Here is a 10,933-nt window from a genome sequence, read left to right on the forward strand (position 1 = left end):
GCCGTGACCGACTACCTCCAAACCACCCGCACCGCCTACGACACGGTCGCGGCCGACTACGCCGAACTCCTCCGCGACCACCTCGCCGGATCCACCTGGGACCGGGCCGTCCTCGGCGCGTACACCGAACTCGTCCTCGCCGCCGGTGGCGGCCGCGTCGCCGAAATCGGCTGCGGCCCCGGCCGCATCACCGAGTACCTCCACAGCCTTGGCCTCGACATCCACGGCATCGACCTCTCCCCGGAGATGGTCGCCGTCGCCCGCAAGTGGTACCCCCACCTCGACTTCCAGGTCGGGGAGATGCCCGGTTTGTCCATTGAGGACGGTGCGCTCGCCGGAGTCGTCGCCTGGTACTCGATCATCCACACCCCACGAGAGCGGCTGCCGGAGATCTTCGCCGACTTCCACCGGATCCTCGCCCCGGGCGGCCACCTGCTGCTCGCCTTCCAGGTCGGCGACGAAGTACGCCACATCGAGCACGCGTACGGCCACGACATCTCCTGCCACGCGTACCGCCTGGCGCCCGAGAAGATCGCCGCGCAACTGGGGGAGGCAGGCTTCGGCGTGCTCTCCACCCTCGTCCGTGAACCGTCCGAGGAGTTCGAAAGCACCCAGCAGGCCTACCTGATCGCCCGCAAGAAGTAGCTCAAGGACGCCGCGCCTCGACGAGCCAGGCCGCCGAGCCGTAGAAAACGCCTCGGTCGGCCTGATGCTCGGCGAGATCCGCACGCAAGACCTGGATGGCACCGGCTCGCGCGGTGTCATCCAGGTCGCCCAACCGTCCGCCATGCTGCTCGACGATGAAGTCGGCCGCGTCGTCGACGTCCTCACCGAAGTACATCGGCTTGTTCACCGCGGTGCACTCGACGTCGGCGTACCCAGCGGAGGTCAGCAGCTCTTCGATCTCACGCGGGTCGCTGAGCGCCAGATCCGCCGACGGCACCTCACGGCCCGCCGCGAAGATCCTCCGGAACGTGGTGATCCATTCGTTGAGCCGCAACGGCTGCCACGTCAGCAGGACAAGACGGCCGCCCGGCCTGGTCGCCCTGACCAGATTGGCGAACGCGGCCAGGGGAGTACCGAAGAACATCGAGCCATGCCTGCTGATCACCACGTCGAACCGCGCCTCGCCGAACGGATGGACCTGCGCGTCCACCTGTTCGAAAGAAACGTTGCGCACACGCTCCTCCTCGGCGAGCCGACGAGCGACGCCGAGCATCCCACTGGAGAGATCGACACCCAGCGCCGAACCCTCGGCAGCCAGCCGGGCCGCGTCCCGCGTCGTCTGACCGGCACCACAGCCGACGTCGAGGACCCGGTCCGTCACCTGGACATCCGCCGCGGCGAAGAAGACGTCCCGGTACGCGGCCACACCATCGTTGAAACGCTGCGCACGCTTCGCCCACAGCGAGCCTTCATCACCGTCCCAAGCCTTCAACATCCGCTCGTTGGACGGATCGACACGCACAGCGGCACTCTCGGACATTTCGGCAACCCCCAGACTCGGTATCCGGGAACGACCCTAGCGCGACCCGTCAGCGGAACGCCGCGACGTTCCGGGCCGCCCACTCGGCGAACGATCGTGGCGCGCGACCGAGGACCCGCTCCACATCCGGACTCACCCGCAACTCGGCCGGAGTCGGCGAACCGATGATGTCCAAGGTGTCGTCCGCGAGTTCCGCCGGCATGCTCAGGACCATCCCCGCCTTGGCCTCTTCCCGCGTGAGCTCGTGAAAACGCACCGGCGAGCCCAACGCGTCGGCGAGCGCCGCCGCCTGCTCGCGCGGCGTGATCACCGCCGGACCGGTCAGCTCGTACACCTGGCCGAGATGCCGGTCGTCCACCAGGCAAGCGGCCGCGACGTCCGCGATATCCGCCGGATCGACGATCGGCACCCCGGTGTCCCCGAACGGCGCCGCGACCACCTGCCGCGAGCGCACGGACTCCGCCCACCACAAGGCATTGGAGGCGAACCCGCCCGGCCGCAGAATCGCCCAGTCCAAACCGGACTCCCGCACCAGATCCTCCAGCTCACGCATAGCGACCCGCGTCGTACCGAAGGGCCGCGTCGCCACACCCAGCGTCGAGAGCAGCACGATCCGGCGAACTCCGGCCGCCGCGGCCCGTCCGACGATCCCGGCCGGGTTCGCCCCGACGGCATGCAGATCGCCGGAAAGCAGCAGGAACAACGCCTTCGCTCCGGCCAAGGCGGGTTCGAGAGTGGTGGGCTCGGCCAGATCGGCCACCATGTGCCTGCCGCCGGACGGTGCCACCGCGGCGTGCCGCGACACCGCTGTCACCTGCTCGCCCGCCTCGGCAAGGGTCCGCGTCAACGACCTGCCGATGTTCCCGGTAGCCCCGGTCACCACGATCATGAACAGCTCCTTCGCTCGATCTTCTCGTGGCGACGACGCTAGGGAGAGCGGCTTACTTTTCGTAAGTACATACCCAGAGGTAAGCTCCTGCCATGGCAGGAGGCGCGCAGTTCAAACCGGCCGACGCGGAGCCGCGGTATGAGGTGTTTCACACCGACTGCGCCGCCCGTGACGTGGTCGGCCACGTCACCGGCCGATGGGGGATCTGGGTGCTGATCTCCTTGCAGCGCAACGATCTCCGCTTCTACGAGCTACGCGAGAGCATCCAGGGGATCAGCGAGAAAATGCTCGCCCAGTCACTGCGCGCACTCGTCCAGGACGGCCTGATCTGGCGACAGGTCGAGCCCACGACGCCACCACAGGTCACCTACGGGCTGACCGAGTTCGGCCGGGACGTCAGTGAGCCGCTGATGGACTTGTTCGACCGGATCACCCGGCGATTGGCCCCTGCCGAAGGGTGATGTTGAACATCCAGGAAATCCCGAATTTGTCCACGAGCGCACCCGCTTCGTCGCCCCACAATTGTTTCTCCAGCGGCATGGTCACGGTGCCACCGGCGGACAATTTCCCGAAATAGCCACGGAGTTCGTCTTCGCCGCCGAGGTAGACCGCGACGTTGTTGCCAGGGGAGTGGGGCACGTCCTCGATCTGGCCGTCGACGTCGCAGGCCATCAGCGTGTAGCCGTGCGTGGTGTCGAGGCGAGCGTGCATGACCTTGTCGGCGGTGGGAGAGTCCGGCAAACCGAAATCCGCGATCGTGCCGATTTCGAGCTCGCCTCCGAATACCTCCCGATAGAATTCCATCGCCTGCCGCGCGTTCCCGTTGTACCTGAGGTACGGATTGAGTCGAGATCCCATGGCAAGAGCCTTCCATCGAATACACGACATCTTGTGTCGTGTATCAGCCGACACCCCAGTAAGCGAGCCAAGCATCCAGCGCCGGCCCAGCCGGATTGAGCCGACGAGCCCGGGCGACGTTGTCGTTGTCTTCAGGAACGACCTCGGCCAGAAGTAGGACTTCCGCACGAGTCTCGCCGACACCGAAGAGCCCTTCATCGGACAGCCTGCGCAGTGCCGTCTCCATCGCACGGAGCCGAAGCTCGAACTCGGCGTCGGACGCTTCGTCGTCGAGATCGAACACCTCCGGCCGGGCGGCGAACAGGTCGCGGACCGGCTTCAGGTGTTCCTCACCCAAGATCGAAAACGGGGAATCGGCATAGGAGTACCGGATGTCGCCGGCATCCGGCCGTTGAGCCAGCGCCTCGTGCGACCACGCCGACAGTGCCGGACCGAACGCTTCGCCGGGCGTCGTCAGCGTGACGTAGTAGAAGGTGTGGTCAGGGTTGTCGCGGAACAGGTCCGTGACAACCGCACGGGTGGCAGCAGTCAAGGCGTCGGCGAGGTCGGCTTCGGTCGGGATCATCGGGGCATCGAACCACACGGCCCGGGGAGGACGCACCTGACACTTACTTGACATAATGTACATTATCGGCACTTTGGTCGACTTGGATAACGGCGGTCGAGAGGGGCCTTCGGACGTGGGCCGAAAGCGTCCTTCACCGCATGTCATGCAGCGAAAGCTCCCTTTGTCGCATCGGATGCGGGCTCGACTCCCTTCAGTACTCCCCATGGAGCTGACGCCAGCGGTCCCAAAGCGCCCCAGGACGCCCCCAAGAACAAGAAGCTGAGGTCCGATCACCCAGCCTCAATACGTCACTGTGACGAATCGATATGAGCGTCTCGGTCGATGATGATCAATGGAGGCGTCAGTCGTGGACAGATCTCGCCGGATCGGCCAAGCCGACGATGCCCGCGGGCTCCTCGGTGGCCGGAAGTGTCACGGAAGGGTTGTTCAGGACGAAAGCCGTCAGGAGCGACCCTTCCATGACGCGTGGAGAAGTGGCAGGAAGACCGAGATCCCCCGCGAGGGGTTTCCGGACCCTTCACTCCGTTTCATGCATAATCACTATTATGCATGAAACAGAATATAACCCAGTGTAAGACTGTCGGTGCCATGCGGTACAAGATGCTCATGAGGGTTTCCGAGGCACAGCAAGCCTTTTTCGCCGCACGTCGTCCCCGTAAGGATTCTCCTCACACCACCGACGCCTACCGCCGCGACCTCGCCGGCATCACCGCTCTCCTGCTCCGCGAGCTGGACCGCTCCCCTGACGACCTCATGGTCGAGATGCTCACCGCCCAGGCGCTCCGCAACGCCTTCGGTGCCTTCGCGGACACCCACGCGAAGAGTTCGGTCCTCCGTGCGTGGTCGACCTGGAACCAGTTCCTCACCTTCTGCGTGTCGGATGGGCTGCTCGCCGGAAATCCGATGGGTGCCGTCGCCCGGCCGAAGGCGCCTCCGTTGACGCCGAAACCCTTGCGGGGCGAGGAAACCCCGGAGCAGTTGCTCGCGGCCGCCGCCGATGGTTCCCGCCGGACGCGGGATCCGTGGCCAGAGCGGGACGTCTTGGTGATCGCGCTCGGTCTGGTCGCCGGGTTGCGTGCGGCCGAGATGCGCGCGCTGACGGCGCGGTCGCTGGTCGGCCGTCAGGGCGAGATGCGGCTGCACGTCCACGGCAAGGGAAGCCGGGACCGGTCGATCCCGGTGCAGCCGATCATGGAGAAGATCATCGAGGAGTATCTCGCCTCCTGTCGCCGCCGGTTCCCGCAGCAGCGGTTCGGTCCCTCCACTCCCCTCCTCCGGGATCGTGCCGGCGAGCCGATCGGCCGCGGCGCGTTGGAGTACCTGGTGAAATCCTGCTACCGGTGGGCGGGTCTGCACGACCGCGTGCCGGTCGGGGCGAATCTCCACGCGTTGCGGCACACCTTCGCGACCCGGCTGGCGGAGGACGGCGCGACGGCGTCGGAGATCATGGCGCTGCTGGGGCACGCGAGCCTGGCGACCAGCCAGAACTACATCGAGGCGACCGGTCGTGAGCAGCGGGCGGCGGCCGCGAGCAACCGGACGTACCGGGCGTTGGACGGGATCGTGTAGGTCAGCGGAGTTGTTCGAGATCCTTGGCGGCCTGGGCGATTTCGCCTGCCAGGCCGCGGAGTTCGGCGACGGACGCGCCGTCGTCCGCCGCGGTGACGACGTCTTCCGCGGCGCAGCGGAGCTGGAAGAGCCTGTCCTGCAGGGTGGCGATCTCGGTGTCGGAGAGGACGACGGCGTCTTCGGGGAGGCCGCTGCGCTGCAGGGCGGTCCGGCGTTCGTAAGCGCGCTGGCGGCACGATTGCCCGCAGTAGCGGCGGCGCCTGCCGACGTTTCCGCCCTGTTCGAGTCGCCGGCCGCACCATCCGCAGTGTTTGGGTGCCCCCGCGCGGCGTAGTTCGGACACCTCTTCGGCGGACGTCTTCGGGTGTTCGGCCACTTCCCTCACGGATCAGACCCTAGCTGGCCACCCGACGATCATGCCGGGGCCACGACCGAAGTGCACACTAGTGGGGTGCCGACACTGTTTCCGTACCTCGCCGATCCGCTCCCGCGTGCCTTCGCCCATCGGGGCTGGCACATCGGTGACCTGGAAGGACTGGAGAACTCGTTGCCGGCCTTCCAGCAGGCGGTGACGGAGGGTTACCGTTATCTCGAGACGGATGTGCACACGACCTCGGACGGTGTGGTGGTCGTGCATCACGACGCGTCGTTGGACCGGACGACCGATGGCGCTGGGTTGATTTCCCGGCAGACGTGGGCGCAGCTCCGGACGGTCAAGATCGGCGGCCGTGTGCCGTTGTCCCGGCTGGAGGACGTGCTCGAGGAGTTGCCGGAGGCGCGGTTCAACATCGACGTGAAGTCGAACGAGGCGGTGGAGCCCTTCGTCCGGGCGATCGAGCGGTCGGGTGCGCATGATCGGGTCGCGGCGGCGTCCTTCTCCGACGCGCGGTTGGCCCGGATCCGGAAGCTGGCCGGGCCGAAGCTGGTGACGGCGATGGGGCCGCGTTCGGTGGCGGTGATGTGGGCGAACGGGTTCTTGCCGTTGTTCTCGCTGCGGGCGTTGTCGCGGGGTGCGATGGCGCAGGTGCCGGTGCGGCAGGGGCGGTTGAAGGTGGTGGACCGGGCGTTCCTGCGGCAGGCGACGCGTGGGGGTTTCGAGGTGCACACGTGGACGGTGGACGATCCGGCGGAGATGCGGTTGCTGCTGGATCTGGGGGTGCACGGGATCGTGACGGACCGGCCGGATCTGCTGCGTGAGGTGCTTCGGGAGCGGGGTTCCTGGCCTTCGTGAGCTGCGGCCTCGTGAGTGGTAAGGACGGTTAGAACCGTCCTTACCACTCACGAGGGGGTCAGCGGGGTGGTTTGCCGTTCCAGGCGGCGTCCCAGGTCTTGGGGCCGAGTCGTCCGGAGTCGTTGATGCCGTTGGCGCGCTGGAGGGCGAGGACGGCTTCGCGGGTTTTGTCGTAGTAGCAGCCTGTTCCGGTGAAGCCGTAGCCGAAGGCGTTCATCCGTAGCTGGAACTGCTTGAGCGGGACGGCGCAGTCGCCGTAGGCGTAGACCACGCCGGGCCAGGCGGGTTTGGGGCCGCCGGGCGGTGCGGGCGGGGTGGGCTTCGGTTTGGGCGCGGGCGGCGGGGCGGGCTGTCCTCCCCCGCCGATGTAGGCGGAGTCGGCGTAGGACGGGACGCGTTTGCTGCGGGCGTCGCTGTCGTTGCGGAAGCCGAGTTTGCCGGCGCATTCCCAGGGTTGCCAGCCGCGCATGCGGTAGAGGTAGAGGGCCCGGTAGTCCTGTTCGCGTGGGGTGGCCTGGTCGGGTCGTCCTTGGCCGCCGACGCTGCGCCAGGTGGGCAGGTCGAACTGGTAGGCGCCGTAATAGCCGTTGCCGGTGTTGATGTTGTAGCGCCCGCTCGATTCACACATGCGGAGCTTGGCCCAGTAGGAGCCGTGGGGATCCGCGGCGGCGGATCCGGTGGTGGCGATCTGCAGGCCCGTCACGGCTAGGGCGAGCAGGAGCGTTCTCGCCACTACGCGGTGTGCTGTGCGAAGGCGATGGGTCCTCATGAGCGGAACAGTAAATTCTGGACACTTGCTTCACAAGAGTCACAGCTCGCCCACCAGCCTCACACGAAACACACGGGGATCGTGGCAGCGACACGCCGACGATGGTCGGGAAGGTGTCCGGCGAGGGTTCGTCTCGCGTCGAAACGAACACGGTCCGGACTCGTGCCGGACAGGTTGGTGTGATCGCCAGTAGTCTCCCGCTGACCTCGACGTTCTCGACTTCAGGAGCTGTGCATGACGGTGGCCGTGACCCGTGAACGCAAGCGGGTGTGGCGGGCTTGGTACCTGTACGACTGGGCCAATTCGCCGTTCTATTCGTCGGTCATCACCGTCTTCGGAGCGCTCTATTTGAGTGAGATCGCGTCCGCGGACGCGAAGGCGAATTTCACCCTTAACGGGGACAGGGCGTGTACCGATTCGAGTGGAGCTTCGAGCACCCTGCAGAGCTGCGACGTCTCGTTGTTCGGGTTGCAGTTCCCGGCGGGTTCGCTGTGGGGATATCTGCTGTCGATCGCGACGGTGACCCAGGTGCTGGTACTGCCGATCGCCGGCGCGATCGCGGACCGCAGCAGGCACAAGCGGCGGATCCTCGGCGGGTTCGCGTTCCTGGGCGCGGTGGCGTCGGCCCTGATGTTCTTCATCGCGGGGACGAACTGGGAGGTCGGGGTCTGGACGTTCATCCTGGCCAACATCGGTTACGGCGGTGCGCTGGTCGTCTACTACTCGTTCCTGGTGGACATCGCGGAGCCGGACGAGCGGGACGCGGTGTCGTCGAAGGGGTGGGCGTTCGGGTACCTCGGTGGTGGTCTGGCGCTGGCGTTGCAGCTGGGGTTCTTCCTCGGCCACGAGGCGTTCGGGGTGAGCGAGTCGCTCGCCGTCCGGATCTGCTTCCTGACGTCGGGGATCTGGTGGGCGGTGTTCACGATCCCGGCGGTGCGGGCGCTCCCCCAGACTCATGTGCCGAAGTCGGGCGAGCGGGGCCTGTCGGTGTTGACGGCGGGGTTCAAGGAGCTGAAGCAGACGATCAAGGAGGCGAGGGCCTATCCCCTGACGCTGGCGTTCCTCGGCAGCTACCTGGTCTTCACCGACGGGATCACGACGGTGGTGGCGGTGTCGGCGCAGTACGGAAAGGACGAGCTGAAGTACAGCACCCAGGTGCTGATCGTCACGATCCTGGTGATCCAGTTCCTGGCGTACGCCGGGGCGATGATCCACGGTGCGATCGCGGCCCGGATCGGGGCGAAGAAGACGATCTTGGGCAGTCTCGTGGCGTGGGTGGCCGTGTTGTGCTTCGCGTTCTTCATCGAGGCCGGTCAGCCGCTGCAGTTCTACGCGGTGGCGGTCGGGATCGGGTTGGTGCTGGGCGGGACGAACGCGTTGTCGCGGTCGTTGTTCGGGCAGATGATCCCGGAGGGCAAGGACGCGCAGTACTTCTCGCTGTACGTGGTCGGTGAGCGCGGGACGTCGTGGCTCGGTCCGCTGTTGTTCGCCGCGGTCGGGCAGATCACCGGTTCGTTCCGGTACGCGATCATCGCTCTGGTGATCTTCTTCGTGCTCGGTTTCGTGTTCGTGTGGCTGGTCCCGGTGCGCCGGGCGATCGAGGCGGCGGGTAACCGACCACCGGCGGTGCTGTGACGGCGGAGTGTGCCGATAGGGTCGAGCGTCGTGACCGTACTGAAGGAGAGTGGCCCGGATCCCACGGACGCGTTGTCGTCGGTGCCGGTGGCGGGTTCACGGCGGGGTGTGCCGGTCGTCGGGAAGTTGAAGTTCTGTTACGGGCCGATGGACTGCGGGAAGTCGACGCTGGCGTTGCAGATCGACCACAACCATGCGCGGCAGGGACGTCGCGGGATGGTGCTGGTGCGGCATGACCGGTCCGGGGAGCCGCAGATCACCAGCCGGATCGGGTTGACGCGCAAGGCGATCGAGGTGGGGAACGAGACCGATCTGCGGTTGCTGGTGCGTGAGCAGTGGGCGGCCGGGCGGCATGTGGACTATCTGATCGTCGACGAGGCGCAGTTCTTGTCGCCCGTTCAGGTGGATCAGCTGGCTGAACTGGCCGATGACGTCCAGATCGACGTGTACTGCTTCGGGATCGCGACGGATTTCCGGAGCATGCTGTTCCCGGGTGCCGCGCGGTTGTTCGAGCTGGCGGACGAGTTGCAGCCGGTTCAGGTCGAGGTGTTGTGCTGGTGCGGGCAGACGGGGCGGTTCAACGCGCGGGTTTCCGATGGTGAGGTGCTGCGGGCCGGGAATACCGTGGTGGTTGCGGATACCGAGCAGTCGCTAGTTGAAACTTCATCGGCATCACGTTCCGAGGGTGAGCCGAACACGGTCCGTTATCAGGTATTGTGCCGTCGCCACTTTCGACTGGGCGACCTGGGGCCCACCTCGGCCCAACACGGTCAGTTACGGTTGACGTGACAGGCGTACTACTAGCCCATCTGGGGGATATCCGCACCAAGATGGCCGTATTGACGTCACGCCAGAGCGCGAAACCACTCCTACTAGGAGAAGCTGTTGCCACCGGGTGACACAGCTCATCGTGAGCAAGGACATGCTTTCCAGGGAATCTCCTGGGCCTCATCGTCGTTGCATAGGGTGAGCATCACCCTGGCTCCACCCGGAGCTGACTGAAAGGACCCCCATCATGGCCGACCGTGTTCTCCGTGGAAGCCGGCTGGGAGCGGTCAGCTACGAGACCGACCGCAACCACGACCTCGCGCCTCGGCGCACCGTGCGCTACGCCTGCCCCAAGAACCACGAGTTCGAGGTGCCCTTCTCCGACGACGCCGAGATCCCTTCGGTGTGGGAGTGCAGGCTGCACGGCAGCGAGTCCGAGATCGTGGACGGCGGGCAGCCGGAGCAGAAGAAGGTCAAGCCCCCGAGGACGCACTGGGACATGCTCCTGGAGCGCCGTTCGATCCCGGAGCTCGAAGATCTGCTCAACGAACGTCTCGCCGAGCTGAAGGGACGCAGGACCACCCGGTCCGCCTGACGCACGGCACAAGTAGCTAGCCCCACCACGAACCGGCGAAGCCCCCGCGACCTCCCTCCGCGGGGGCTTCGCCGTGTCCAGGGCCAGCCTCGTGAGTGGCTAGGACGGTTCTAACCGTCCTTACCACTCACGAGACGCGCCCTCCCTGTCATCGCTGCCCTTGCTCACTTCCGCAGTACGTGAAGGCCTCCTTCCTTGCGTCTAGCGCAAGGAAGGAGGCCTTCACGTACTTGGCAAGGTGTGAAGGTCGAGTTTCCTCGGCTGAGCCGAGGGAAGGGGTCTTTCACGCGCAGCTGCTGTGACTGCTGAGACTGGTGTTGTCGCTGAGGCCGCGGATGTCGATCGTCGTCCGTGAGGGCCTCCTTGCCTACCCTGAAGGTAGGGAAGGAGGCCCTCACGGACCTGCGCCCATGCCACCCACATTCAGCAGGCACCTAAGGCAGCCTTGGCTCTAACCGTCCTCACTACTCACGAGACGTGCTCCACCGGGCACCGCTCCCTCAGCTTGCTCATGAAGTCCGTGAAGGCCCCCTTCACGGCATCCAGCGCAAGGGTCCCGGCAAGT

13 protein-coding genes are annotated in these 10,933 nt (G+C 66.2%); 7 read left to right on the plus strand and 6 right to left on the minus strand.

Annotated elements, in window-relative coordinates; all coding sequences use genetic code 11:
- Positions 1–3 precede the first annotated feature (3 nt).
- Complete coding sequence (locus tag ACFWIW_RS26485; RefSeq protein ID WP_378370931.1) at positions 4–645, plus strand: class I SAM-dependent DNA methyltransferase; 642 nt, start codon at positions 4–6, stop codon at positions 643–645.
- Between the two features lies 1 nt (position 646).
- Here ACFWIW_RS26485 and ACFWIW_RS26490 read toward each other — a convergent pair whose 3' ends face one another.
- Both ACFWIW_RS26490 and ACFWIW_RS26495 read right to left on the minus strand, forming a co-directional pair.
- Positions 647–1,486, minus strand: a complete 840-nt coding sequence (locus tag ACFWIW_RS26490; protein WP_378370932.1) for a class I SAM-dependent methyltransferase — start codon at positions 1,484–1,486, stop codon at positions 647–649.
- A gap of 49 nt (positions 1,487–1,535) precedes the next feature.
- On the minus strand, positions 1,536–2,375 hold the full coding sequence (locus ACFWIW_RS26495; protein ID WP_378370933.1) for an NAD(P)H-binding protein: 840 nt from the start codon (positions 2,373–2,375) through the stop codon (positions 1,536–1,538).
- Positions 2,376–2,467: 92 nt separating this feature from the next.
- Between ACFWIW_RS26495 and ACFWIW_RS26500 the strand changes: the two genes are divergently transcribed.
- Entirely contained in the window at positions 2,468–2,836 is a 369-nt protein-coding gene (locus tag ACFWIW_RS26500; protein WP_378370934.1) for a winged helix-turn-helix transcriptional regulator, read from the plus strand.
- Here ACFWIW_RS26500 and ACFWIW_RS26505 read toward each other — a convergent pair.
- Both ACFWIW_RS26505 and ACFWIW_RS26510 read right to left on the minus strand, forming a co-directional pair.
- Positions 2,805–3,233: a VOC family protein gene (locus ACFWIW_RS26505; RefSeq protein ID WP_378370935.1), complete on the minus strand. Its 429-nt coding sequence runs from the start codon at positions 3,231–3,233 to the stop codon at positions 2,805–2,807. The genes ACFWIW_RS26500 and ACFWIW_RS26505 overlap by 32 nt on opposite strands.
- A gap of 43 nt (positions 3,234–3,276) precedes the next feature.
- Entirely contained in the window at positions 3,277–3,798 is a 522-nt protein-coding gene (locus ACFWIW_RS26510) for a DUF4303 domain-containing protein (protein ID WP_378370936.1), read from the minus strand.
- Between the two features lie 591 nt (positions 3,799–4,389).
- On the opposite strand from ACFWIW_RS26510, the gene ACFWIW_RS26515 reads away from it, so the two are divergent.
- Positions 4,390–5,370 carry a tyrosine-type recombinase/integrase gene (locus ACFWIW_RS26515; RefSeq protein ID WP_378370937.1) on the plus strand — a complete coding sequence of 327 codons (981 nt, stop codon included), beginning with the start codon at positions 4,390–4,392 and terminating at the stop codon, positions 5,368–5,370.
- 1 nt (position 5,371) lies between these two features.
- Here ACFWIW_RS26515 and ACFWIW_RS26520 read toward each other — a convergent pair whose 3' ends face one another.
- Positions 5,372–5,755 carry a hypothetical protein gene (locus tag ACFWIW_RS26520; RefSeq protein ID WP_034320669.1) on the minus strand — a complete coding sequence of 128 codons (384 nt, stop codon included), beginning with the start codon at positions 5,753–5,755 and terminating at the stop codon, positions 5,372–5,374.
- Positions 5,756–5,821: 66 nt separating this feature from the next.
- Here ACFWIW_RS26520 and ACFWIW_RS26525 point away from each other — a divergent pair, with 66 nt between their 5' ends.
- Positions 5,822–6,601 (plus strand): glycerophosphodiester phosphodiesterase, encoded by a 780-nt coding sequence (locus ACFWIW_RS26525; RefSeq protein WP_378370938.1) that lies wholly within the window; start codon positions 5,822–5,824, stop codon positions 6,599–6,601.
- Between the two features lie 58 nt (positions 6,602–6,659).
- On the opposite strand, the gene ACFWIW_RS26530 is transcribed toward ACFWIW_RS26525, so the two are convergent.
- Positions 6,660–7,334 (minus strand): transglycosylase family protein, encoded by a 675-nt coding sequence (locus ACFWIW_RS26530; RefSeq protein WP_240598554.1) that lies wholly within the window; start codon positions 7,332–7,334, stop codon positions 6,660–6,662.
- A 270-nt stretch (positions 7,335–7,604) separates the two neighbouring features.
- Between ACFWIW_RS26530 and ACFWIW_RS26535 the strand changes: the two genes are divergently transcribed.
- The 3 genes from ACFWIW_RS26535 to ACFWIW_RS26545 all read left to right on the plus strand — a co-directional run bounded on the left by ACFWIW_RS26535 (position 7,605) and on the right by ACFWIW_RS26545 (position 10,368).
- Positions 7,605–9,005 carry an MFS transporter gene (locus ACFWIW_RS26535; RefSeq protein ID WP_378370939.1) on the plus strand — a complete coding sequence of 467 codons (1,401 nt, stop codon included), beginning with the start codon at positions 7,605–7,607 and terminating at the stop codon, positions 9,003–9,005.
- 30 nt (positions 9,006–9,035) lie between these two features.
- Positions 9,036–9,794: a thymidine kinase gene (locus ACFWIW_RS26540; RefSeq protein WP_378370940.1), complete on the plus strand. Its 759-nt coding sequence runs from the start codon at positions 9,036–9,038 to the stop codon at positions 9,792–9,794.
- A 226-nt stretch (positions 9,795–10,020) separates the two neighbouring features.
- Positions 10,021–10,368 (plus strand): RNA polymerase-binding protein RbpA, encoded by a 348-nt coding sequence (locus ACFWIW_RS26545; RefSeq protein WP_005151365.1) that lies wholly within the window; start codon positions 10,021–10,023, stop codon positions 10,366–10,368.
- Positions 10,369–10,933 lie beyond the last annotated feature (565 nt).

Source organism: Amycolatopsis sp. NPDC058340 (assembly GCF_042723975.1).
Classification (GTDB): domain Bacteria; phylum Actinomycetota; class Actinomycetes; order Mycobacteriales; family Pseudonocardiaceae; genus Amycolatopsis.